This window comes from Gemmata obscuriglobus, assembly GCF_008065095.1.
In the GTDB taxonomy this organism is placed as follows: domain Bacteria; phylum Planctomycetota; class Planctomycetia; order Gemmatales; family Gemmataceae; genus Gemmata; species Gemmata obscuriglobus.
The window spans coordinates 350,322-372,762 of record NZ_CP042911.1 but is presented as its reverse complement, the minus strand read 5'-3'; the positions used below and the strand labels follow the sequence as shown (position 1 = coordinate 372,762).

Genomic DNA, 22,441 nt, shown 5'->3' with positions numbered 1-22,441 from the left:
CTATCGGCCCGTGGGAGTCAGACGTGACGGAATCTCTCATTGATCTGCGCGCCCTTTTGGTCGAGCGCGAGGACTTCGAAGGCGGCATGGTCGGTCGGCTCCGCGAGGGGCTGGCGCAGGGCGGCCCGCAGGTCCGGAACCTCAAAGACATCCTCGACACACTCAACAAGCGGCTCGCGGTCGCGGCGCCGCCCCAGCAGAAGAAGGTCCACCTGAAAATCGGGGTGGCCAGCTACTTCCTCGGCCACGTCCGCAGCGCCATCGACCACCTCAACAAGGCCGAAGGCCCGCTGGCGGCGTTCTTCCTGGGCCAAGCGCACGTCGCCCTGGGGCAGTCCCGCCAGTACAGCGAGGACCAGTCCGACACCACCGACCACTACGGCGAGGCCGTGAAGGCGTTCGAGCGGGCCGAGAAGTCCGGCTACGCGGCCCAGCAGGTGCAGCTCCAGCGCGCCGGGGTGCTGCGCCTCCAGGGGCACGTGGGCGAATCCAAGGCCATCCTCACGAAGCTGAAGGACGCCGCCGCCCACAACGCCGAGTACTACTACCAGGAAGGCTCGTTGGCCGAGGCCGAGGGCGACACCCCCCGGGCCGCGAAGTACTACGAGCGGGCCGTCGAGCTGGAGCCGCGGCACTCCGCCTCGCTGTTCCGGCTCGGGTTCCTGAACGACCAGCAGGGCAACGACCACGAGGCCATCGGCTACTACGAGCGGTGCCTGAAGTACCCGCCGGTCGGCAAGGGCGTGCTGTACAACCTCGGCGTGCTGTACGAAGACAACGACATGTACGACAAGGCCGCGGACTGCTACCGGCGGCTCGCCAAGGCCGACCCGCGCGACGAGCGCGCGAAGCTGTTCGTGAAGGACTCCGAAGCGTCCCTCACGATGCACTACAGCCCGGAGGACGAGCAGCTCACCCAGGCCAACCGCGTCGTGCTCGAGATCCCGATCACCGACTTCGAGCTGTCGGTGCGGAGCCGCAACTGCTTGAAGCGGATGAACATCCGGACGCTCGGCGACCTCACCCGCGTCACCGAGCCGCAGCTCCTGGCGAGCAAGAATTTTGGCGAGACCTCGCTCGACGAGATCCGCGCCATCATGGTGACGAAGGGGCTGCGGATCGGGCAGTCGCTGGACCAGGGGCAGCAGTACGAGTTCCGGTACCGGCCGCAGCAGAACCTCAGCCCGGAGGAGCAGGCCACGCTCGGCAAGCCGGTGAGCGACCTGAACCTCTCGGTTCGCGCCCGGAAGTGCATGAACCGCCTCAACATCGGCACGCTGGGCGAACTCGTCCAGCGCACCGCCGACGAGCTGCTGGAGGCGAAGAACTTCGGTCAGACCTCGCTGACCGAGGTGCGTGAGCGGCTCCAGCAGTTCAACCTCAAGCTCCGCGGGGACTGACCTTTTGAAATGCGGAATGCGGAGTTCGGAACGCGGAATTGAAGACAGAACACAGCACTCTGTCCGTCGGTTCGCCTTTCTGCCTTCAACTCCGCATTCCGAACTCCGCATTCCGCATTCGTTATGGCAATTTCCTTCACGCTCCACGCCACCGACGGCGCCGCCCGCGCCGGGACGGTCCACACCCCGCACGGCGACGTGTCCACGCCCGCGTTCATGCCGGTTGGCACGCAGGGCACCGTCAAGGGGCTCACCCCGGAGATGGTCCGCGACGCCGGCGCGCACATCCTCCTCGGGAACACCTACCACCTCGCGCTGCGCCCGGGCGACGAGATCGTGCGCGACCTGGGCGGGCTCCACACGTTCATGAACTGGAACCGCCCGATCCTCACGGACTCCGGCGGGTTCCAGGTGTTCAGCCTCGCGGGGCAGGTGAAGATCACCGACCACGGGGCGAAGTTCAAATCGCACATCGACGGCTCTCCGCTTGAACTCACACCGGAGCGGGCGGTCGAGATCCAGCAGAACCTCGGCTCCGACATCGCGATGGTGCTCGACGAGTGCCCGCCCGCCGACGGCGCGCCCGAGGTCATCCGCCGCGCGGTGACCCGCAGCATCAAGTGGGCGGAGCGGTGCAAGCGGCACCACTCGCGGCCCGATCAGGCGCAGTTCGCCATCGTGCAGGGCGGGCTGAACCTCGACCTGCGCGCCGAGTGCGCGAAAGAGCTGGTGGCGATGGACTTCCCCGGCTACGCCCTCGGCGGCTTCAGCGTCGGGGAGGCGCCCGAGGCGATGCACGCCGCGCTGCCGGCGTGCGCGGCGTGCCTGCCCGAGCACAAACCCCGGTACCTGATGGGGGTGGGGCGGCCACAAGACCTGCTCGCGGGTGTCGCTTCGGGCATCGACATGTTCGACTGCGTGATGCCCACCCGCAACGGGCGCAACGCCCTGGCGTTCACCGACGAGGGACCGGTGCGGTTGCGGAACGCGAAGCACCGGCGAGATCCGAAACCGCTGATGTCCGGTTGCGGCTGTTACTGCTGTGCGAACTACTCGCGGGGTTACCTGCACCACCTGTTCGCCGCCGAGGAGATGCTCGGCCCGACCCTGCTGAGCCTCCATAACATTAGTTTCTACTTGAACTTAATGGCGGGCGCCCGGGACGCCATCCGGGCCGGACGGTTCGCCGAGTTCCGGGCCGGTTGCCTTGCCCGGTGGACTCCCGCTTCCTAGACTGAGCGTTCCGATTGTAGCGAATAGGGTCGCCGCCAGACCCGCCGGCCGAGACACCATCCATGACGTCGTTGCTTCTGTTCGCCCAAGAGGGAGCGGCCCCGCAGTCGCCCGGCCTGATGCCGCTGTTCGTCCTCGGCATGGTGGTACTGTTCCTCATGGTGGTCGTGTTCCCCGCCCAGCGGCGGCAGAAGAAGGAACAGGACAAACTGGTCGCCACGCTCAAGCGGGGGACCAAGGTGCTGACCAACGCGGGCATCGTCGCCACCGTCGTGTCCGCGACGGACGGCGAGGACGAGATCGTGATCCGCTCCGAAGACACCAAGCTGCGGATCAAGCGGAACGTGGTCGTCCAGGTCCTCGGATCGGACGAGGCGGCCAAGTCGTAGACCGGAACCCCGGAGTGCGGAACTCGAACCCGGACCCGCCCGCCGCGTCGCGGCGGGCGCAGGGATAGGAAACGGAACGCCATGCAACGGAACTTCATCCGCGGGCTGCTGGTCTGCCTGATACCGTGCCTCGTAGCCGCGATATTCGTAGTGCGGCCCCAGAATTACCGGCTCGGCATCGACCTCGCCGGCGGCACCATCCTCGTCTACGAGATCAACCTCGAGCGCACCAAGGCGCGTAAAGAGGTGCAGGGCGAAGCCGGGGCCGCCGCCCCGGCCGCGGCGCCACAGCCGGGCGCCCGGGCCGAAGGGCTCAGCAGCGAGGACATGAACACCCTTGCCGCCCAGATCAAACGCCGCATCGACCCGACCGACATCAAGAACGTGACGGTCCGCCCGAGCGGCAACAGTCGCGTCGAGATCATCCTCCCGACGGGCGGCGCCACCACCGGCAACCGCGAGAACCTCTCGGCCGAGGGCATTGAAGAGGTGAAGCGGCTCATCTCCCAGATGGGCGTGCTGGAGTTCCGCATCCTCGCCAACGGCATCGACGACCAGGCCGGCCTGATCGCCGCCCGGCAGTTGATCGAGGGCAAGTCCGCCGGCGAACTCGAGGACCGCGCCCGCAAGGGGCTGCCGCCCGAGGCGCCCGCCGACGAGTTCAACGTGGACATCGGCGAGAGCAAGGCCCGCGTCCGCTACGTGTGGTCCGAGATCGGGCCGGAGCAGCGCGAGAGCCTCGGCCTCAGCAACGCCAGCGAGGGCGCCGGCGGGCTGTGGGGCGTCCTCGCCGGCCAGCGCGACAAGCCGGTCGCGGTGCGCGACAACGCCCCGGCCGACTACGTCAACTGCAGCATGCTCCTGTTCAGCCGCAAGGTCGTCAGCACCGAGCAACTCGCCAAGGAAGAAGCGGACGCCGCGCGGATCAAGGGCGAGAACCCGGGTAAGACCGACGCCGAGATCGAGGCCCTGGTGAACCGGAAGAAGTACGAGTACTTCGTGCTCACCCGCGTGTCGCCGGAGGACTCGCTCCGCGTGGGCGGCAACGACGGCCAGATCACGATCAGCGCCAGCGCGGGCACCGACCCGAAGAGCCTCAGCCCGTGCGTCGAGTTCCAGTTCAACACGGCCGGCGGCCAGCAGTTCACCAAGATCACCCGCCGCAACAAGCCCACCGGCAGCACCACCCGCAACCTCGCGATCCTGCTCGACGACCGAGTAGTGTCTGCCCCGACGCTCCAGAGCGAGATCGGCAACCGCGGGCAGATCACCGGCAAGTTCGACCGCAAGAGCGTGGACCGGTTGGTCCAGATCCTCAAGAGCGGGGCGCTGTCGGCCGAGCTGCGTGAGAAGCCGGTGAGCGAGAACACCATCGGGCCGACCCTCGGCCAGGACACGATCGTCCGCGGGACTACCGCGGTCGGCGGGGCGTTCGTCGCGGTGCTCGCGTTCATGCTCGTGTACTACCGGTTCGCCGGGCTGGTCGCGTGCGTCGCGCTGTTCGCCAACCTGCTGCTCACCATCGGGTTCATGGTCGCGGTGAACGCCGCGTTCACGCTCCCCGGGCTCGCCGGGCTGGTGCTCACGCTGGGCATGGCGGTGGACGCCAACGTCCTCATCTACGAGCGGCTCCGCGAGGAGCGGAACCGGGGCGCCAACATCGCCACCGCGCTCCGCAACGGGTACGAGCGGGCGTTCCTCACGATCATCGACACCCACCTGACGAGCATCTTCACCGCGATCGTGCTGTACACCTTCGGCAACGACCAGTTGAAGGGGTTCGCGATCAGCCTCACGGTCGGCCTCGTCATCAGCCTCTTCACGTCGCTGTACATGACCCGGCTGATGTTCGACTTCTGGCTGCATAAGAAGTGGCTGACCGACCTGAAGATGATGCAACTGTTCGCCCGCCCCAACTTCCACCCGATGAAGATGCGGTACATCTTCTTCCCGCTGACCGCGGTGCTGACGGTAGCGGGGCTGGCGGTGTTCGTAGTCCGCGGCGAGGCCGGGCTCAACGTCGACTTCCGCGGCGGCACCGTGTTCGCCGGCAAGCTCAAGGACGGCGAGGAGCGCGGCCTCACGAAGACCGCCGACGGCAAGGACGGGTTCCGCGAGTTGCTCGGCGAAGAGGCCCAGAAGAAGCGGCTCGCGTTGAAGGCCGGTGACGACGCGGTCATCTGGGAGAACCGCCCGAGCGGCGACGAGCGGGTGAACACCTGGATCTACACCGTCACCTACGAGGACGGCACCCGCGCCACGGTGACGCTTACCGCCAAGCCCGAGGGCGGCACGGACGCGGACATGCGTGAGGACGTGCGGCAGCGGGCCGCCCAGCTCCCGGACGTGTCGGTGGAGCAGATGTTCATCTCGGGCCAGCAGTTCGAGATGGGCAAGAGCCGCTACTTCACCATCCGTACCACCGAGAAGCAGCGCGACCTGGTGCAGACCTCGCTGAACCGCCTCCTCGTGAACGAGAAGGGCGACTCGATCATGTCCGGGGCGACGATGACCCCGGGGGCGATCGCCGGCCCCGTCGTCACGATCGACTTCGACAAGCCGACGTCGCGCAGCTTCACGCAGGAGCTGTTCGAGCGCGAGTTCCGCAAGGTCGGCGCCGGCGGGCCCGACGACTTCTCCCTCACCGGCATCGGCGAGGCGAAGGAGGGGCGGTTCTCGCAAATGAAGCTGGACGTGTCGCGCAACCAGGCCCTCTCGCTGATCGGGTCCGCCGCGAACGCGCCGGGCGTCGACCAGAAGGCCCGTGCGGACCAGTTGAAGGCCCTCCAGGAGATCGTCGCGGGGGCGAAGCGGGCGTTCGACGCCACCCCCGAGCCGGAGCGGCTCGAGGTGTTCGACACCCAGCTCGCGTCCGACACCCGCGAGAAGGCCATGATGGCGATCGTCGCGAGCTGGGTGGCGATCCTGCTGTACCTGTGGTTCCGGTTCGGGAACTGGACGTTCGGCCTCGCGGCGGTGATCTGCCTCGTCCACGACCTGTGCTTCACCATCGGCGCGATCGCCGTGTGCCACTACCTGCACATGATCCCGGGGTTCAGTCACCTCGGCATTGAGGACTTCAAGATCGACCTGACGACGGTCGCCGCTCTGCTCACCCTGGTCGGGTACTCGGTGAACGAGATCATCGTGAACTTCGCGCGGCTCCGCGAGGTGCGCGGCAAGAACCCGCAGCTCACCCCGCAGATGATCAACGACAGCGTGAACCAGACGCTGAGCCGCACCATCCTGACCTCGATGACGGTGTTCCTGGCGTCGATCGTGCTGTACGCGTTCGGCGGCGAGGGCGTCCACCTGTTCGCGTTCGTGATGGTGGTCGGCGTGCTGGTGAGCACCTACAGCTCGATCTTCGTGGCCAGCCCGCTCTTGCTGTTCCTCGGCGAGGGCCGGGACGGCACCGCTACCCCGGACGAGGCCGCCGCGACCGATAAGGAAGAAGGCGCCGGCGCCACGGAAGAGGAAGTGGTCGAAGGCTGAGAAGTTCGGAACGCGGAATTCGGAACGCGGAATTGAAGACAGAGGGTTCGCCCTCGCTTCAATTCCGCGTTCCGCATTTCCGCCCGCGTCGGGCGCGGTTCGCTCTGCCTCTTGTCTTCAATTCCGAATTCCGCATTCCGGATTCCACATTACCCTTGGTAGTGCCTGGTGATCAGGTCGTTCTGAATCCACAGCAGCTTGCCGAACGCGCGAAGGGTCCTCGCCTCGGTGTCGCGCGGCAAGTTGAGCCCGAGAACCGTTGCGGTCAGCGCGTCGCTCACAAAGCCCATCAAGGCGTTCATCTGCACCAACGGCACGTTCAGCTCCTTGCTCCCGGCCTTCGGGGTGTGCATCTTGCCCACCATGTCGAGGTACTCGACCATCTTGGCGTCGTAGGGCCGGGTCACCAGCGCCGCGAGGTAGCGCCCCAGGTGCTGCTTGCGGAAGGTGATCTGCGCGTGATCCATTCTGAGGTGTTCGAGCGTGTCCGGCACGTTGCCGTCGTACCCGTACTGGCGCGGAAGGAAGTGGCGCCACGTCGCGTCCTGCTGAAACAGCTTATCGTACACGGCGTCCACGAGCCCCGGCACCAGCGGCGCCAGCAGCGGCGCGGCGCCGTGAATGGCGGCGATGTCGTCGGGGCCGAACCCCATGAACCCCGCGACGTAGCCGAACCGGTACCCGAGGTCCGATTCCAACCGCGGTTCGTCGATCTTCGTCATGACTCGCTCCGGGAGAGTGCTCGGCACGTAACTCCGTGCAGAGAGGAAACAGGAGTCTTTTATCCTATTTTTCGATTGCGGTCCAGTGGGTTATAGTGAGAATGTGTCGGGAGTAGTGCACTGACGGGGGCCGCGGATGTTCTCGCGAACGGTGGAGTACGCGCTACGGGCGGTGGTCCATTTGGCCCACGAGGCGCCAAAGGCCCGGACGACGGCGCAGATCGCCGAGGCCACGCAGGTGCCCAAAGACTATTTATCGAAGATCCTTCAGGGACTTGCGAAAAAAGGCATCGTGGACACGCAGCGGGGCGTCGGCGGCGGCGTATCGCTTACGAAATCGCCTCATGACCTGACGATCCTGGATGTGGTGAACGCGGTGGAGCCGATCGAGCGCATCACCACCTGCCCCCTGAACCTGCCGAACCACGGGCCGAACCTGTGCCCGCTGCACAAGCGGATGGACGCCGCGATGGCGCTGGTGGAGGAGGCGTTCCGCGGCAGCACGCTGGCGGAGGTGCTGGCGGACCCGACCAGCAACAGCGTCCCGCTGTGCGACGGGACCGGGGCGGTGCAAACCCTTCGCCTGCGGGCGAGCGAGTGAACCCAGCTCGGCGCGGGCGGACGGTTCAACGCGCCCCATCCCTCCGCGACCGTGCCGGCGGCGCGGTCGCGGAGGGATGGGGCGCACACCGCTCGAAACGGCTGCCCGTCACGGCTCGAAACATTCGAGCCGGATCTCGGCCGCTTGGTCGGTTTGGTTTTCGATGATAAACCACGACGATCCGGCGGGAACGGTCAGCGACATCTCGAGTACCGGCTCTTTCGAGTCGACCGTCAGCAAAAGGTCTGCCTTGTTGCCTTTTTGTCCGCTCTGGAGCGCCTTATAGCCGCGGTCCGTCACAACGGACGCGGCGAACGGCCCTGGTGCGGTGATCCGGAACGTGACCGTACCGCCGCGCCGGGACGTGATCTCCCGTGTCCACTCTTTTTTAGCGGGCACCTCTTTCTTTTGATCGAGAAACGCCTTCTTGGTCTCGCTCACGCTTGCCTTCTGGTCCGCGACCGTACCGCTCGGCTTCGGTTCGCCAGCTCCGTGGCCCTCGACCGCCTTCCCGGCCGCGGTCGGCGCGCCCGGCTTGGAGCCGCAACCGGCCGAAAGAATCATCGCAACAACCGTTGTCCCAGCGCAGCAAATCGTCGTGCAAGCCCGCATCAATTACCGCCTCGTTGTCGAATACACCGGTACTGCCAGCGGCAGTGTATCGCGCGCGGCGTTCAGAAGTTGTGAAGAACGAGTGTGCGCCAGCCGCCCGAGTGCGGTTCCCACGTCGGGCACGGCGCAGGTGCCGGAACATGACGTGCGGTTCCGGCCAGCGGCACCGCACGTCATGTCGCATCAATCACGCAGTATTTGACAATTTATATATGTTATTTGCCAGCCAACGATTGCCGTGCATCTCGCGAGTGATAATGCAGACAGCCGGCGTGTATATGGAAAGCCCCATGTGCCGCACTAAAGCACCAGCATATAGGCTTAGCCAGTTGCGTTACATTTACATCATCATCGTCGATTAATTATGTAAATTCCGACACATGTGCAGGCTGGCGATACGCACCGTCGGCTTGTGACCTCCGTTATTTCACGTTCCAGGTTCCAAGTGCCAAGTGGGAACCGACTCGGTACAAGCTCCGGACACATTCGTGTGCCTTTTAGCCTCACGTGGAACTGGAAGCCTGGAACGTGAAACGACTGGATTTGGCAGGAGGGCACGAGACAAAGGCACGGCGTTCTGATGTGCGTTCGGCCCCGAACGGCCCTAAAGCCACTATCAATCTGGCGCCTATTATGTCGTACAGCCATACCGATCTTACCTGGCGAACGCGTCTATCCAGGCGGGGCGTTGGGGCGGTTGGCGGCAGAACGCGCGGCGGTAACGCGCCGACGGGCACGGCCCCGGCGAGCGGCGTCACGGGTGCGCCCGGGTCCGCTCTCACCTTTCGTTAACATCAACACCACGCAAAAATTAAAAAAGTTAAGTCGCTGGACATGCCGATCAGTTCGTGTAGATTTGGTTATTACCCGAGGCATACTCGCGTCTCGTGGTGAAGCCCGCTCTCTCATCGCTCAACAGTCCAATCTTTCTTACCCTAGTCTGCCGGTTCAACGCCGGTGGGTCGAGCCGCGCCGTCATTCTTCTCCCTTCGACGCGTGGCTCGCGGAGACTCGTCATGAATCGTTCCTTTTCAAGGAATGGGCGCCGTCGCGCCGGGTTCACGCTGATCGAGCTGTTGGTCGTTATCGCCATCATTGCCATTTTGATCGGGCTGCTGCTGCCCGCCGTGCAGAAGGTGCGCGAGGCCGCGGCCCGCACCCAGTGCATCAACAACCTGAAGCAGATGGGGATCGCGCTGCACGCGTTCCACGACGCCAACCAGGCGCTCCCGCAGGGCCAGTCGCCGTGGGCGAACGCCGGCGTGTCCCCGTACGAGGGGGCGTGGTCGTGGCAGGGCTACATCCTGCCGTACATGGAGCAGGACAACGCCTACAAGCAGGCGAAAGCCTGGCAGACCGCGTCGAACACGTACTCCTGGAACAACCCGACCGCGGCCCTGAAGATGAAGCTGTACACGTGCCCGGCCGACTCGCGCGGCCCGGTGTCGTACCCCGGCGCGTCCGCCGGCCTCAACGTCGACCAGGCGCTGACCGGGTACCTGGGGAACTCCGGCACCACCTCGACGTCCAACGACGGGGTGCTGTACATGGGCTCGAAGATCACGCTGGTGGGGATCACGGACGGGACCAGCAACACCCTCCTGGTCGGCGAGCGGCCGCCGAACTCGAACCTGGAGTTCGGGTGGTGGTTCGCAGCCTACGGGTACGACGGCCGGGGCAACGGCGACTGCGTGATGACCTCGAACGATGTCGCCATCGCGAACTACTTCAACGGTAGTTACGGCTGTGACACGACGAACATGTCTCTCAAGGTCGGGCTCCAACGTGGTAACCCGAACGTCGGGTGTGACGCGGCCCACTACTGGAGCTTCCACGGGGCCGGGTCACAGTTCCTGATGGCCGACGGGTCGGCCCGGATGGTCACGTATGCGAACAACGGCATCCTGCCGATGCTCTCGACGCGGTCCGGCGGCGAAGTGTTCACCTTGAACTAAGTGTAACCGCTCGTGCCGCCCCGTGGCATCGGGCCACGGGGCGGTATTTCGTTTCCGTATTGCTCCTTTCGAGACGACGCTATGAGGACGGCTTTACTAGTTCTCGCGTGTGTGGTCGGCGCGGCCGCTCTGTCCGGGTGCGGCGGCTCCGACCCGGCACCGGCAGCCGGTGTGAACGCGCCACCGGTTCAGGACTCCGGCGCCGGAGCCAAGAAGGGCGGCCGCCTCCCGGCCCCGAAGAAGTGAACTTCCTCCGGCCGCGGAGTGCTCGCGGCCGGCGCCCGGTCCGTTCTCCGCGCGACACCCGCGGGCGTACCGCCAGCCGGGCACCTCACCGCGACGCTCTTGCACTTTCGCCGTCGAAGCACCGAACCAACTCCTTCCACACAACGGGCGAAAAAGCGATTCGCCGTGTGCCCCGGCTCGCGCCGCGATACACTCGGGCTCGCCGCATCGGAGCAGGTGGCACGGGCACCGCCCCTGAACAACCGCAGCGGCCCTGATTACGGTTCCCGGAGTCGATATGCGCTCGATCCTGCCCGCACTCGCGCTCGTGGTGCTTGCGGCACCCGCGCTCGCGGCCGACCGGCCGAACATCGTCGTCATGATGACCGACGACCAGCGGCACGACTACATGTCGTGCGCCGGGCACCCGTTCCTGAAAACGCCCAACATGGACCGGATCGCGAAGGAGGGCTTTCGCTACACGAACGCGTTCGTGACGAACGCGCTGTGCGCCCCGAGCCGTGCGACCCTGATGACCGGTCAGTATTCGCACCTCAACGGCGTCCGCGACAACATGGGCACGACGCTCAACCCCAACGCCCCGTGGCTCCCCGACGAGCTGCGGAAGCTCGGGTACGAGGTGGCGTTCTGCGGGAAGTCACACGTTCCGGGTCACTTCCGCGACAAGACGTGGGACTACTACTTCGGCTTCCAGGGGCAGGGCAACTACCTGAAGCCCCTGATCGCGGAGAGCGGGCCGGACGGGAAGATCGGCCCCGACAAACCTTACGACGGCTGGATCGACGACGTGGTCACCGACAAGGCGCTCGCGTGGGTGAAGAAGCCCCGCGCCAAGCCGTTCGCGCTGTTCCTGTTCTTCAAATCGCCGCACCGGGCGTGGCAGCCGGCGGCGCGGCACAAGGACCTGTACGCCGGCGCGGCGGTGAAAAAGCCGGCCCTCTGGGACGACCCCGGGCAAGGCAAGCCGCGGGCGTTCCTCCAGGCCGCCAACATGATCGGGCAGTACCCGGACACCAAGGACTACGACGGCATGATCCGCGACTACGCGCGGTGCATCACCGGCGTGGACGACAACGTCGGCAAGGTGCTGAACACGCTGGACGAGCAGAAGATCGCGGACACCACCGCGGTGATGTACACGTCCGACAACGGCTTCTTCCTGGGCGAGTGGCAGCGGTTCGACAAGCGGTTCATGCACGAGCCGTCGGTCCGCGTCCCGCTGCTGTTAAAGGTCCCCAAGGCGCTGGCGAAGGACTGCGTGCCGCCCGGCTCACAGCCGGGTGCGATGGTCATCAACCCCGACATCGCGCCGACGGTGCTGGAGTTGGCGGGCGGGGCGCCGCCGAAGGCGATGCAGGGGCGGAGCGTCTTACCGTTCGCGCGCCTGCCCCCGGCGGGACCGCTGCCGCCGGAAATGGCCCCGCGCGAGGCCTGGTACTACGAGTACTTCGAGTTCCCGGACCCGTCGCACAACGTGGAGAAGCAGCGCGGCGTCCGCACCACGAAGTGGAAGCTGATCCACTACTACGACCCGCCGTTCAAGTTCAAAGACGCTTACGAGTTGTACGACCTGGAGAAAGACCCCGAGGAGCGGGTGAACCTCGCGAACCGGCCGGCGTTCCAGGGGACGGTGAAGGAGCTTCAGGAGAAGATGGCGGCGCTGCGCAAGGAACTCGGCTCGACCGACGCGAAGTGACGCCGGGTCGCGTGGTTCTGGTGATGGGGTCCCAGCAGGTGGTGGCGCGTGCACCGGTGCCTCCGGTCATCCACCACGCGCGGATCCGCAGGCTCACCCTGACCAACAGCAGCCGGTACACCGGGTGTCGGATGTGTCGCCGGGGCGCATCCCGGTGAGCCCCAGTGTGTGCCGATGACCCGGCACCGGGCCACCGCCACCCGGGTCACCGACGGGCCGTCGGTCCGGTGCAGCACGTCGGCCAACGCCCCGCCCAGGCGTGTTGGCTCCGCACCGCGACGGCGGTACATCGGGAACGGCGCATGGCGAACTCCGCTCAATGGGTTGGCAGCACAACCCATTGTCACCGAAACCGCGCCGCTCAACCACCGTGGCAACTGCTGAAGAGTGTCTGTGCCACAAGAAACGAACACAGCCAGAACTCGGCAAACCCGCCGAGGCTACTCTAACGGCGGTGAACCGCCGGGCGGCCGTTCTTGCGCGCCGGTGCCGTCCGGGACCGCGCGGCGGGGGCCGAAGGTCGGCCCGCACCCGGCGCGCCGTCGAGCGTGAACCGGGACACCAGGTCCTGGAGCTGACCGGCCTGATCGGTGAGGGTCTGGGCGGTGGCGCTCATCTCCTCGGTCTGCGACGCGTTCCGCTGGGTGACGGTGTCCATCTGGGCCACCGCCTTGTTCACCTGCTCGATGCCCGTCGATTGCTCGCGGCTCGCGGACGCGATTTCGGTGACGATGTCGGTGACCCGCTTGACGCTGGTGACGATCTCGGCCAGTGTGTCGCCGGACTTGTTGACGAGCTCGGTGCCCGCGTCCACCTTCTTCACGCTGTCGTTGATCAGGCTCTTGATCTCCTTGGCGGCGGTGGCCGAGCGCTGGGCCAGGTTGCGGACCTCGGTGGCCACCACCGCGAACCCGCGCCCCTGCTCCCCGGCCCGGGCCGCCTCCACCGCCGCGTTCAGGGCCAGCAGGTTGGTCTGGAACGCGATCTCGTCGATGGTCGTGATGATCTCCGCGATCTTCTTGCTCGACTCGTTGATCTCGCCCATGGCGTCCACCGCGCTGCTCACCACGCTCCCGCCCTTCTCGGCCACCTCCTTGGACCCGCTCGCCAACTGCCGGGCCTGCTGCGCGCTGTCCGCGCTCTGCCGCACGGTGGACGTGATCTCCTGCAGGGTGGACGCCGTCTCTTCGAGGCTGCTCGCCTGCTCCTGGGCGCCGGTGGAGATCTCTTCGCTCGCCGCGGACAACTGCCCGGACGCGTCGGCGAGTTGCTCGGCCACCTCCCGCACCCCCTCCAGGGCGGTCCGCACGGACACGATCGCCTTGTTCAGTTCCTGAGCCATCCGGCCCACGTCGTCGGTCCCCAGGTCCGGCACCGACGACGTGAAGTTGCCGTCCGCCAGCGCGCTGACGACGGCCATGATCGAACTCATCTTGTGCTCCAGCTCGGCCGCCGCCGCGTGCTCCCGCTCGGCGTTGTCTCTCACCTGCTTTTCCAGCGCGAGCCGCTCGGTCACGATCGACCAGGAGACCATCGTCCCCAGGTGCGTTCGGTCCTGGTCGAAGACCGGGCTGACGCAGAGCTCGAGCGTTTCGGGGCCGACCTGGATGAGCGTCTTCGGCGGGACCGTGCTCGGGTCGGCCAGGAGCCGCCGCTGGTGCTCGGGGCGCTTGTGGAAGATGTCGATCGACTTGCCGACCATCTCGTCCGCCTTGACCGGCAGGTACTGCTCCAGCCGCCGGAGCGTCTGCACCGTGGCCCGGTTCGCGTACCGGATCGTGCAGTCCCGGTCGGCGAACAGCACGTTGAGCGGTGACTGCTCCACCAGCGCGCCGAGCTGGGCCATCCGCGTCATGTTCGCGTGCAGGGTGTCGCAGGCGGCGTTCAGGGCGGCGGCCATCTGGCCGAACTCGTTGCCCCCCGTCACCGGCGCCCGCTGGCTGTAGTCGCCCGCGGCCACAGCCCGCAAGACGCGCACGTTGGCGGCCAGCGGGGGAACGATTTGGTGGTGGAAGAAGGCCGCCATCCCGAGCGCGACGAGGACCGCAACGGCGGCGGCGGTGAGGAGCTGGCTCCGGGCCGCTTGATACTGCTCGCGCGCACGAACGGTGTGCTCCTTGGCGGCGCCGTAGTGAACGTCAATTAACTCGTTCAGCGAGTTGTTCAGCCGCACCCCGGGCGCGGGGTCGAGGCACAGGGCCTCCGCGCGATCCACGTCGCCGGCGCCCAGCGCGTCCAGGGTCGCACTGTAGTGCCGGCGGAACTCCTCCAGGCCGGTGCGGAAGTCGCCCCAGAGCTGCCGCTCCCGGTCGGTCATCGGGAGCGACTCGTACCACGTCATGGCGGTCTGGAGGTCCTTCCACGCCCGCTCCAGGTCCTGTCGGGCCTGGCGCTGGACGGGCTCGTTCTTGCTCCGGGTCGCCATGATCAGGGTCCGCTCGGTCCGCTGAACGTTGTTGACCCCTTTGCCCCGCGCGTCGGTTAGCGCGCAGATCGACGGTATCAGGTCGTTGTTGGAACTCTCTTGCGATTTGTTGATGTCGCTCGCGACCGTCAGACCGCACACACCCTCCACCAGGCAGATGGCAGCAAGCAGCAGGAGCCCGCCGACGAGCAAGTGACTGATGCTAATGCTGTTGAGCATCCCGCGGTGAGAACTGGACATGGGCGGAGCCTCTGGGCCTTTCGCGTCGAGCAAAAGCGGTGCGTGACGAGTCGTTTCGTCGGAGCCGCGGCGCAACCGAGCCGGCGGCACCCCAACTTCGATGCGGCCAGCCGGCACATCGCCGGCGAGCAAACCTAGCATCCGAACAACTAGGAGCGCTGCGGGTGAGAGGCGCAAAACGGAGCGGAATGCGGAGAATACCTGACACGCATTCTCCCGCTTCAGCCCACACGTTGGGCTTTTCGAGTGCCGCCGCATCACTCTTATCGTTTGACACCTGGTAAATTTTTGTGCGGCCCCCAAAGACACTCGAACAGGCATCTCATATGCGGGCGCGCGTCCGATCCGGCGCCGCCTGCCGTTCGGGTGACGAGTGCGGGGCGGATGCGGCCTCCCGACACCGGCTCGGCGAAGTGGGGGGTAGGTTCCGACCCGCCCGCTCCGTATCATCATCTCCGCAACGGTTTTCTCTCCGGGGGGCGTTTGATCCATGCGGCACGTGCTTTCCGCTCTGGTGCAGAACCAACCGGGCGTTCTGGCGACCGTCGCCGGGATGCTCCACTCGCGCGGGTTCAACATCGACAGCCTCGCCGTCGGCGAGACCGAGACGCACAACCTGTCGCGCATGACGTTCGTCGTTCACGGCGACGACCAGGTGCTCGATCAGGTGCGGAAGCAGCTCGACAAGATCGTCACCGTCGTCCGCGTCGACGACATCAGCTCGGAGAACTTCGTCGAGCGCGACCTGATGCTGATCAAGGTGAAGTGCGCCTCGCCGCAGCGCCCGGAAGTGTTCCAGCTCGCCGAGAGCTTCCGCGGCCGGGTGGTGGACATCCAGCACAACAACGTGCTGATCGAGATCAGCGGCACCGAGGGGAAGGTCGAGGCGTTCATCGAACTGATGCGCCCCTACGGCATCCTCGACCTGGCCCGCACCGGGCGCATCGCGCTGGTCCGGGGCGAGGCGAAGCCGCCCGTCGCGGCGGAAGGGACCTGAGCCCGCGGCCGACCGATCGGCGTTGCGATCGTGACTTTCCGACTTGGGACCCGCACGAAATGAGCACCGCACCCGAGAAGATCGTCCTCCCGACCCGCCGGCTCGACCCGGCGGTGGTCGAGTTGCTCCGCGCGCTGCAGCCGGGCGACAAGATCAAGGTGACGCAGACCGTCCGCGTCGGCGCGAAGAAGTGGGCCGCGGAGGCCGGCGGCGAGTTCCGCGGGCTGGCGTACCTGCAAACCGGCATCACCACCGAGCGCGTGAAGGAAGACGATCTCGTGGTTCCGGTGGTGCGGTTCACCAAGCCGAACGGCGAACTCGCGTCCATCAGCATCGACGAGAACACCAAAATCGAACGCGCCTGACGCGTGACGCCCGCCGCGGCCGACCGGTTCGGGCGTCACGCGAACGGGTCTTTACCGCGGAGCGACTTCAGGTCGAAGAAGTCGTCGAACGGGTCTCGCTTCGGTTTGGGCTTCTTGCCCGGCTTCGGCGCGGGCAACGGGGCGTAGCGGCCCAGGATCAGCTCCAGCACCCAGCACCCGCGGAGGTGCTGGGGCGGCTCCTTCACCCCGACCTCCGTGCCGCGGCAGTGGCGGAGGATCGCCTCCTCGTCGCAGTCGGCGTCCAGGAGCGCGTCGGCCAGCGCCACCATCCGCTCGAAGGCCCGCTCCTCGTAAATCGTCTGCGCCAGCGCTGCCACCTCATCCGTGCGCCAGGCGGGCTCGAACCGCGGCGGCTTGAACGCGTTGCCCACGATCTCGCGCAGCACCCGCGCGAGCTGCTTCGCCGCGGCCCGCTCGCGCTTCATCTCGGACTCGAGTTCGTCGTCCTGACTCTTCCCCTTGCCCTCTTCCAGTTTGCGCACGATCTCGAGCGCCTCGGCCTCCGCCCGGCCCTTGTTCTTCACCCCCGCGGACCGGTCCGCGTGCTCGTCGCCCTCGCCCTTCAGCCGCAGGGCGTTGTTCGCCGACGTGTTGGCCCGGGTGCGGGTGGCGGCGGCCTGCTCGACGAGCGGTCGGATCGATTCCAGCATCTCGGCGCCAGGCTCCTCGAACAGCACGCGCACCGCCGCGGCGGCCTCGGTCACCGCCTCGCCGATGCCCTCGATCGCGTTCGCGGCGTGCCGGCTGGCCGCCTGGAACAGTGGGAACGACGGCGCCGCCTGGTTCGGCTTGCTCAGCACCGGGTCCGCGACCGTGGCGGCGTCCGGGTCGGCGGGCTTCACGATCGCGTGCTGGATCGCCTGCGCGCGGCTCACGGCGTCGGGTACCGCGGCGTCGATCTTCTTGAGCCACGTGTTGCGCTCTTTCGCGCTCAGAGGTTCGAGTGCGAGTTCGGCGGCGTCGATGGCCTGACGGAGCGGGCCGTCGGGCAGCGCGTCCCAGAGCCGGCGGGCGTACGCCGCCGACGCCAGCAGCCATTGGCGGGGCGACAGCCGGTCGGCGACGAACTCCAGCATCTCTTCGCCGTCGGCGCCGGTCTGCCAGCTTGTTTCATTCATATCGGTGGGAACCTGACGGCTCGCGGGCTGTTAACCTACTCCCGACCCAGTACCGAATCCACTACCCAGTTCCCGCGGCCGTGGGCGCCGGACGGCGCGCGGCACCGCCCCAACATCACTTCGTCCGTGCAGCCGGCGTCTTGCAGGGCGTCGGCCAGAATGGGCACGGCGGAGAAGTCGCCGCTGCCGTCCATCTGCCGGGCGAGGGCGGTCACGGTGTCGGTCCGCCACTCGGGCGAAAACGGGCGCGCGTACTGCGGGGGCGGGAAGATGTCGCGGACCAGCTCCGCCTGGTGCCCGCGGGCGGCCGAGAACGCGCGGTTCCACGCCGCCTGCCACGCCTTCGAGACGGGGCTCCCGCCGGCCGGCGCGGGGCCGGCGGCGCGGGTCGCGAGCGCCTTGGCGGCCTCGCGCGCCGCCTCCACCGGGTTCCAGACGGGGCGCTGCGGCCCGGTGGCCCGAGGCGGGGCGGCGAACCGCCCGGCTGACGCCCACCCGGCCGCGTTGGTCGCCTGCTGCCGGAAGGTGGTCGGCCCGTAGCTCATCCGCACCGCCGCGGCCCGCAGGGCCGCCTCCGCCGCCGGGTCGTCGGCGGCCCGCTCGGACAGCAGGACCGCGTTCCGCGCGTCGGGGGGTAGCACATCCCATACCATCCGGGCGCACGCGACCCCGTACAGCCGCAGCCGCCGCACCAGCGGCGGGGACAGGCTCGGGAGCGCGGTCTGCGCCTGGTGTGCCAGCGGGCGGGGCCAGACCAGGTTCAACAGCACGTCGGGGTTGTGGGCGGTGCCCCAGGCGGGCTGGGGATGAATTTCGGTGGCCACGGGCGCGCCTTCGGTTCGCGGAACCTGTTCCAGTATACCTGAACTCATGCGTTCCGAACTACCCGCACTGCTCGGCGGTACCCCCATTCGGCCCGACGGGCCGCCGCCGTGGCCGCTCCCAGATCCGGACGTTCAGACCGCACTGTACGCCGCCGTCGCGTCGGGCGCGTGGGGCCAGTACCGCGGCGAGCACGTCTGCGCACTGGAAGCAGAGCTGGCCGCCTTCCACGGCGTCCCGCACGCGCTGACGTGCGCCACCGGCACCCTAGCCGTCGAGGTGGGGCTCCGCGCGCTGCGGGTCGGCCCGGGCGACGAGGTGGCGATGGCCGCCTACGACTACGAGTCCAACTTCCTGACCGTCCACGCCCTCGGCGCGAAACCGGTGCTGGTGGACGTGCGGCCGGACAACTGGCAGCTCGACGAAACGAAGCTCGAAGCCGCGCTCACGCCTCTCACGAAGGCGGTCCTTTGCTCGCACCTGCACGGCGGACTGGTGAACGTGCCCGCCGTGCTCGCCCTCGCCCGGCCCCGCGGTGTCGGGGTGATCGAGGACGCGGCGCAGGCGCCGGGCGCGGTGCTCGACGGGCGGCCGGCGGGCACCTGGGGGGACATCGGCACGCTGAGCTTCGGCGGCTCGAAGCTGCTCACCGCCGGGCGCGGCGGCGCGTTGCTGTTCGCGGACCCAGCCCTTTTCCAGCGCGCGAAGGGGCACCTGAACCGCGGGGTGCAGCAACTCGCGCCGCTCAGCGAGTTACAAGCGGCGGCCCTCCGACCACAGTTGCGGAAGCTGCACGAGGCCACGGCGTGGCGCGCGAAGCGCGTGCGGGAACTGTTCCAAAGCCCTCCCCCCCTTCGCGCCACTGGAGGGAGCGGTCCGGGGGGGGTAGGTCTGCCCTTCCCCCCCCTCGCGCCGCTGGGCGCCGGCCCGAACCTCCCGGCCTTCTACAAACTCGGGCTCCAGTACGACCCGGCCGCCTTCGGGCTGTCGCGCGAACTGTTCGCCAAGGCGCTGCGCGCCGAGGGCGTCGCGTTCGACGCCGGCTTCAAGGCGCTCCACGTGGGGCGCTCCCCGTCGCGATTCCGCGCCGCCGGCGCCCTCGACCACGCCGCCGACGCACACGCGCGGTGCGTGGTGCTGCACCACCCGGTCCTGTCGCTCGCCCCGGCCGACGTCCGCCAAGTGGCGGAGGCGGTGGCGAAGGTGTATCGTTACCGGGACGAACTGAACCGCCCCGCCCCCACTCCCGACCCCGAGAGCTGACCTCATGCCCCGTACACTCCTCGTCCTCGCCGCGCTGATCTGCGCGGCGGGCCTCGGTCGCGGCGCCGACCCGGCCCCGCCCGCCGGGAACTGGAAGCTCACGCTCCCCATCTCCCGCGGCGAGGAGACCACCATGCTGATCTCGTTCGCCGAGAAGGACGGGAAGTGGACCGCCGAGTACCTCGGCGCGTCGGACGAGCTGAAGATCAAGCCGGCCGTCACCGGGGTGAGCGTCAGCGGCGACCGGGTGTCGTTCACGCTCGGCGTCACGGACCGCGAGATCGTCAACTTCGACGGCCAACTGACCAAGGACAAGAAGAAGCTCAACGGGTCGCTGTCGGTGGTCGGCGGCCGGCTGCAACTGACGACCCTGTACCCGACCAAGCTGGCGAAGCTCACCGACCCGTTCGAGGTGGCCCGCGAGGCGCTGGCCCAGACCGACGACGGCCCCGAGCTGTTCAACGCCGCGTTCCAGGTGCTCGCGCAGGCGGCCGACAAGAAGGTGCCGGCGGGCGAGGTGCGCGGGGTGGTGGAGCGGGTGAACAAGTCGGCCGCGCTGTTCGGCCCGCGGTGGGAGCGCGAGGTCACGCTCCGCACGGTGGAACTGCTCGCCGACCAGGCCGGGCTCGCGGACCTGGCGGTGGCCCAGGCGAAGCGCGCCGAGCGGCTCCTCACCGACGACGACACCGCCGCCGCCCGCATCGAGGTGCTGGAGGCGCTGGTGCGCACGCTCCAGAAGGCCGGGAAGCCCGACGACGCCAAAACGTACCAGGCGCAACTGACGAAGCTCGAGCTGCGCGACTTCGTCGAGTACTCGAAGACCAGCCCGCCGTTCAAGGCCGAGCCGTTCGCCGGCCGAAAGGCGAAGTCGGACCGGGCGGCCGTGGTGGAGGTGTTCACCGGGGCCGAGTGCCCGCCGTGCGTGGGCGTGGACCTCGCGTTCGACGGGCTGCTGAAGGCGTACAAGCCGGCGGACGTGGTCCTGCTCCAGTACCACTTCCACGTCCCCGGCCCGGACCCGCTGACCAGCCCGGACGGGATGGACCGCGCCGAGTACTACGGCGACCAGATCCGCGGCGCCCCCACCCTGTTCATCAGCGGGAAGCTCGGCACCGCCTCCGGCGGCGCCGCGGCCGACTCGGAGAAGTTCTACAAGCAGTTCCGCACGACCCTGGACGACCTGCTCGAAAAGCCCGCGGGTGTGAAGCTGTCGCTCGCGGTGACGAAGGGCGAGAAGGGGGCCTTCGAGGCCAAGGCGAAGGTGTCGGACCTGGAGGCCCCGGGTGAGAAGGTGCGGCTGCGGTTCGCCCTCGTGGAGGAGCGGGTCCGGTACACCGGCGGGAACGGCATCCGGTATCATCACATGGTGGTGCGCGCGATGCCGGGCGGCGCGAAGGGGTTCGCGCTGGCGAAGAAGGACCACGAGCAGGCGGTGGCCATCGACCCCGAGGCGGTGAAGGCGTCGCTGGTGAAGTACCTGGACGACTTCGCGAAGTCGGAGAGCCCGTTCCCGCGCGGCGCCCGGCCGCTCGCGCTGAAAAACCTCAAGCTCGTGGCCCTCGTGCAGAACGACGCCACAAAGGAGATCCTGCACGCGGTGCAGGCGGACCTGGACGGGAAGTGACACCGGGTCCGGTTGCGGAGTGCCGGCGCCGGGAGTGAGCCACGAGTCCCCGCGGAGCCGAACCGACCCGCTGGCGTCTAAAGAGGCCCAGAGGGCCGCGCCGCGGCGCCGGGCACATGCCCCACTCACATCAACCGGATCGGAGCTCACTCGCGCGCCGCGGCGCGGGTGAGCCGGTCGCGCACGGCCGCCCACTCTGGCGTGTCAGGGGGCATCTCGACGACGATCTGGTCGTACCGGCCGTTATCGAGTTCGTGCAGAACCGCGTACAAGTCGGCCGCATACTGATCGGGCTCGAACATCATCGCGCGGTACATCGAGGCCGCAGTGAGAGGTAAATCGAAACCGACAACCACGGCCCGAAGTCCGAGGCGGCTGGCAGCGGCACGCGCCCGTTCCGCCTCGTCGGCTCTGTCAACCAGCACCAGCGGCGTGCGCGGGCTGTAGTGCTTCACCATCTGACCCGGGGCGCGGGCCACGCCTTCGCTTTTTGTTCCCACCTCGACGCGCCCGCACACCGCTTCGAGCATCGGAACCGTGATGAGGCCCGGGCGCAACACGCGCGGGATTTCACCCGTCACATCAACCACGGTCGATTCCAACCCGCCGGAACACGGGCCGCCATCCAACACGATCGCGATGCGCCCGTTTAGGCCCTTCAGGACGTGTTCGGCGCGCGTCGGCGAAAGTTCGGTGCTCCGGTTCGCGCTCGGGGCCGCCAGTGGAACGCCCGCCGCGCGGATCAAGGCGCGGGCGACCGCGTGATTCGGGCACCGCACCGCCACAGTCGGGCCGCCGGCGGTTACAATGTTCGGTACGCTGTCGCGCTTCGGAACGACGAGGGTGAGCGGCCCCGGCCAGAACCGGGCCGCAAGGGTCTGCGCGGTCGCGGGCCACGCCGCGGCCACGTTTAGAACCTCGGACGCGTCTGAAACGTGCAGGATCAGCGGGTTCGTGGACGGGCGCCCCTTCGCCTCGAAGATCCCGGCGACCGCCGCGGCGCTCAGCCCGTTCGCGCCGAGGCCGTACACCGTTTCGGTGGGAAAAGCAACGAGGCCGCCCGAGCGGACGACCGCCGCGGCGCGGCCGATCACGTCGGATTCGGGGTTCGTCGGGTCGACTTTCAGAACGCTCGTTTCCAAGGCGCAGTTTCCCCCTCTCCTTTGTGGTACAACATCATGGTACGCGGTTCCCAGACCCTGCGCGGTGCCGCCGCT

General features: G+C 67.8%; 18 protein-coding genes. 12 read left to right on the top strand and 6 right to left on the bottom strand.

The window, feature by feature from the left end:
- Positions 1-23 precede the first annotated feature (23 nt).
- The 4 genes from GobsT_RS01605 (at position 24) to secD (ending at position 6,517) form a co-directional block, all read left to right on the top strand.
- Positions 24-1,400 carry a DNA-directed RNA polymerase subunit alpha C-terminal domain-containing protein gene (locus GobsT_RS01605; protein ID WP_010049716.1) on the top strand — a complete coding sequence of 459 codons (1,377 nt, stop codon included), beginning with the start codon at positions 24-26 and terminating at the stop codon, positions 1,398-1,400.
- 123 nt (positions 1,401-1,523) lie between these two features.
- A complete protein-coding gene (tgt, locus tag GobsT_RS01600; protein ID WP_010040057.1) occupies positions 1,524-2,633 on the top strand; it encodes a tRNA guanosine(34) transglycosylase Tgt in 1,110 nt (369 codons plus the stop codon).
- Positions 2,634-2,695: 62 nt separating this feature from the next.
- A complete protein-coding gene (gene yajC / locus GobsT_RS01595; RefSeq protein ID WP_010040058.1) occupies positions 2,696-3,022 on the top strand; it encodes a preprotein translocase subunit YajC in 327 nt (108 codons plus the stop codon).
- Positions 3,023-3,103: 81 nt separating this feature from the next.
- Positions 3,104-6,517 carry a protein translocase subunit SecD gene (gene secD / locus GobsT_RS01590; protein WP_010040059.1) on the top strand — a complete coding sequence of 1,138 codons (3,414 nt, stop codon included), beginning with the start codon at positions 3,104-3,106 and terminating at the stop codon, positions 6,515-6,517.
- Between the two features lie 149 nt (positions 6,518-6,666).
- Here secD and GobsT_RS01585 read toward each other — a convergent pair whose 3' ends face one another.
- Complete coding sequence (locus tag GobsT_RS01585) at positions 6,667-7,239, bottom strand: protoglobin family protein (RefSeq protein WP_010040062.1); 573 nt, start codon at positions 7,237-7,239, stop codon at positions 6,667-6,669.
- A 136-nt stretch (positions 7,240-7,375) separates the two neighbouring features.
- Between GobsT_RS01585 and GobsT_RS01580 the strand changes: the two genes are divergently transcribed.
- Complete coding sequence (locus GobsT_RS01580; protein ID WP_010040064.1) at positions 7,376-7,840, top strand: RrF2 family transcriptional regulator; 465 nt, start codon at positions 7,376-7,378, stop codon at positions 7,838-7,840.
- Positions 7,841-7,948: 108 nt separating this feature from the next.
- On the opposite strand, the gene GobsT_RS01575 is transcribed toward GobsT_RS01580, so the two are convergent.
- Positions 7,949-8,404 carry a hypothetical protein gene (locus GobsT_RS01575; RefSeq protein WP_010040066.1) on the bottom strand — a complete coding sequence of 152 codons (456 nt, stop codon included), beginning with the start codon at positions 8,402-8,404 and terminating at the stop codon, positions 7,949-7,951.
- A gap of 1,064 nt (positions 8,405-9,468) precedes the next feature.
- Here GobsT_RS01575 and GobsT_RS01570 point away from each other — a divergent pair.
- The 3 genes from GobsT_RS01570 (at position 9,469) to GobsT_RS01565 (ending at position 12,349) form a co-directional block, all read left to right on the top strand.
- Complete coding sequence (locus GobsT_RS01570; protein WP_010040068.1) at positions 9,469-10,407, top strand: DUF1559 domain-containing protein; 939 nt, start codon at positions 9,469-9,471, stop codon at positions 10,405-10,407.
- An 81-nt stretch (positions 10,408-10,488) separates the two neighbouring features.
- On the top strand, positions 10,489-10,653 hold the full coding sequence (locus GobsT_RS37395) for a hypothetical protein (protein ID WP_157506716.1): 165 nt from the start codon (positions 10,489-10,491) through the stop codon (positions 10,651-10,653).
- 277 nt (positions 10,654-10,930) lie between these two features.
- Positions 10,931-12,349, top strand: a complete 1,419-nt coding sequence (locus GobsT_RS01565) for a sulfatase family protein (RefSeq protein WP_010040073.1) — start codon at positions 10,931-10,933, stop codon at positions 12,347-12,349.
- A 445-nt stretch (positions 12,350-12,794) separates the two neighbouring features.
- Here the strand turns inward: GobsT_RS01565 and GobsT_RS01560 are convergent, their stop codons facing one another.
- Positions 12,795-15,014 carry a methyl-accepting chemotaxis protein gene (locus tag GobsT_RS01560; protein WP_010040076.1) on the bottom strand — a complete coding sequence of 740 codons (2,220 nt, stop codon included), beginning with the start codon at positions 15,012-15,014 and terminating at the stop codon, positions 12,795-12,797.
- A gap of 490 nt (positions 15,015-15,504) precedes the next feature.
- Between GobsT_RS01560 and ilvN the strand changes: the two genes are divergently transcribed.
- Positions 15,505-16,011 (top strand): acetolactate synthase small subunit, encoded by a 507-nt coding sequence (gene ilvN / locus GobsT_RS01555; RefSeq protein ID WP_010040078.1) that lies wholly within the window; start codon positions 15,505-15,507, stop codon positions 16,009-16,011.
- 59 nt (positions 16,012-16,070) lie between these two features.
- A complete protein-coding gene (locus GobsT_RS01550) occupies positions 16,071-16,376 on the top strand; it encodes a hypothetical protein (protein WP_010040082.1) in 306 nt (101 codons plus the stop codon).
- 35 nt (positions 16,377-16,411) lie between these two features.
- Here the strand turns inward: GobsT_RS01550 and GobsT_RS38585 are convergent, their stop codons facing one another.
- Together GobsT_RS38585 and GobsT_RS38580 are read right to left on the bottom strand one after the other, a co-directional pair.
- A complete protein-coding gene (locus GobsT_RS38585) occupies positions 16,412-17,515 on the bottom strand; it encodes a hypothetical protein (protein WP_010040084.1) in 1,104 nt (367 codons plus the stop codon).
- A 35-nt stretch (positions 17,516-17,550) separates the two neighbouring features.
- Positions 17,551-18,339, bottom strand: a complete 789-nt coding sequence (locus GobsT_RS38580; protein WP_010040085.1) for a hypothetical protein — start codon at positions 18,337-18,339, stop codon at positions 17,551-17,553.
- Between the two features lie 46 nt (positions 18,340-18,385).
- On the opposite strand from GobsT_RS38580, the gene GobsT_RS01535 reads away from it, so the two are divergent.
- A complete protein-coding gene (locus GobsT_RS01535; RefSeq protein ID WP_010040087.1) occupies positions 18,386-19,600 on the top strand; it encodes a DegT/DnrJ/EryC1/StrS family aminotransferase in 1,215 nt (404 codons plus the stop codon).
- Positions 19,601-19,604: 4 nt separating this feature from the next.
- Positions 19,605-21,224 (top strand): hypothetical protein, encoded by a 1,620-nt coding sequence (locus GobsT_RS01530; RefSeq protein WP_010040088.1) that lies wholly within the window; start codon positions 19,605-19,607, stop codon positions 21,222-21,224.
- A 146-nt stretch (positions 21,225-21,370) separates the two neighbouring features.
- Here the strand turns inward: GobsT_RS01530 and GobsT_RS01525 are convergent, their stop codons facing one another.
- Complete coding sequence (locus tag GobsT_RS01525; protein ID WP_010040089.1) at positions 21,371-22,366, bottom strand: L-threonylcarbamoyladenylate synthase; 996 nt, start codon at positions 22,364-22,366, stop codon at positions 21,371-21,373.
- Positions 22,367-22,441 lie beyond the last annotated feature (75 nt).

Excerpts from the sequence above, each read along its gene's own strand:
- GobsT_RS01530 (WP_010040088.1), top strand. The coding sequence starts at position 19,605 with ATGCCCCGTACACTCCTCGTCCTCGCCGCGCTGATCTGCGCGGCGGGC.
- GobsT_RS01560 (WP_010040076.1), bottom strand. The coding sequence starts at position 15,014 with ATGTCCAGTTCTCACCGCGGGATGCTCAACAGCATTAGCATCAGTCAC.
- GobsT_RS38585 (WP_010040084.1), bottom strand. The coding sequence starts at position 17,515 with ATGAATGAAACAAGCTGGCAGACCGGCGCCGACGGCGAAGAGATGCTG.
- GobsT_RS01535 (WP_010040087.1), top strand. The coding sequence starts at position 18,386 with ATGCGTTCCGAACTACCCGCACTGCTCGGCGGTACCCCCATTCGGCCC.
- GobsT_RS37395 (WP_157506716.1), top strand. The coding sequence starts at position 10,489 with ATGAGGACGGCTTTACTAGTTCTCGCGTGTGTGGTCGGCGCGGCCGCT.
- tgt (WP_010040057.1), top strand. The coding sequence starts at position 1,524 with ATGGCAATTTCCTTCACGCTCCACGCCACCGACGGCGCCGCCCGCGCC.
- secD (WP_010040059.1), top strand. The coding sequence starts at position 3,104 with ATGCAACGGAACTTCATCCGCGGGCTGCTGGTCTGCCTGATACCGTGC.
- GobsT_RS01585 (WP_010040062.1), bottom strand. The coding sequence starts at position 7,239 with ATGACGAAGATCGACGAACCGCGGTTGGAATCGGACCTCGGGTACCGG.
- GobsT_RS01570 (WP_010040068.1), top strand. The coding sequence starts at position 9,469 with ATGAATCGTTCCTTTTCAAGGAATGGGCGCCGTCGCGCCGGGTTCACG.
- GobsT_RS01550 (WP_010040082.1), top strand. The coding sequence starts at position 16,071 with ATGAGCACCGCACCCGAGAAGATCGTCCTCCCGACCCGCCGGCTCGAC.
- GobsT_RS01565 (WP_010040073.1), top strand. The coding sequence starts at position 10,931 with ATGCGCTCGATCCTGCCCGCACTCGCGCTCGTGGTGCTTGCGGCACCC.
- yajC (WP_010040058.1), top strand. The coding sequence starts at position 2,696 with ATGACGTCGTTGCTTCTGTTCGCCCAAGAGGGAGCGGCCCCGCAGTCG.
- ilvN (WP_010040078.1), top strand. The coding sequence starts at position 15,505 with ATGCGGCACGTGCTTTCCGCTCTGGTGCAGAACCAACCGGGCGTTCTG.
- GobsT_RS01580 (WP_010040064.1), top strand. The coding sequence starts at position 7,376 with ATGTTCTCGCGAACGGTGGAGTACGCGCTACGGGCGGTGGTCCATTTG.
- GobsT_RS01575 (WP_010040066.1), bottom strand. The coding sequence starts at position 8,404 with ATGATTCTTTCGGCCGGTTGCGGCTCCAAGCCGGGCGCGCCGACCGCG.